At 48.6% G+C, this 566-nt stretch carries 1 protein-coding gene; it reads left to right on the top strand.

Annotated elements, in window-relative coordinates; all coding sequences use genetic code 11:
• The first annotated feature begins 154 nt into the window (after positions 1–154).
• Positions 155–532 (top strand): DUF3653 domain-containing protein, encoded by a 378-nt coding sequence (locus PG898_RS21185; RefSeq protein ID WP_270824997.1) that lies wholly within the window; start codon positions 155–157, stop codon positions 530–532.
• Positions 533–566 lie beyond the last annotated feature (34 nt).

Consider the following 566-nt stretch of genomic DNA (forward strand, 5'->3'; position numbering starts at 1 on the left):
AAAGCCTAGTCAAAGAGCTGTCACGAGAACACCGTTAGCTTAGCGTACGATTTTTTCCGAATTCTGCGGTTCCCCCGTTTAGTTAAATGCCCATCTGAAACCTGCCGATAAGCCAGCCCACGCAATTTTGCTGGTTTATCAGGTATTTACTTGGATGGAACGAGAGTTGACCAAAAACTTCATTTTTCGTTGGTTTGAATGCGGTTTATCGGAAGAGGAGACGGCAAATCTATGTTTCGTTTCTGTGAGGCAGGTCACATATTGGGATAAGGGTAAAGAGATCCCACCTGTCTATAAACGGCTTATGCGTATGGCATCCGGGCGGGAGCTGCCCACGATTTTCAAGGAATGGCAGGGATGGCGGATGAAGAATGACTGTCTGATCGCACCTAATGGCGTGATGTACGACAGGAGGAGGATCGAAGCGCTGGCCATCATCCAGGCCGAACTGTCAGACAAGCAAAGGGAAGCCTTCCACTGGCGGAAGAAGCTAGGGAAGGTGCGAATAAGCGGGGAAATTCTTCTCGGCTGACTCAGTCATTTCATTTTTTCAGTTTGAGCCGATC

It is taken from the genome of Aeromonas sp. QDB31, from assembly GCF_027707605.1.
In the GTDB taxonomy this organism is placed as follows: Bacteria; Pseudomonadota; Gammaproteobacteria; order Enterobacterales; family Aeromonadaceae; genus Aeromonas; species Aeromonas media.

Excerpts from the sequence above, each read along its gene's own strand:
- PG898_RS21185 (WP_270824997.1), top strand. The coding sequence starts at position 155 with ATGGAACGAGAGTTGACCAAAAACTTCATTTTTCGTTGGTTTGAATGC.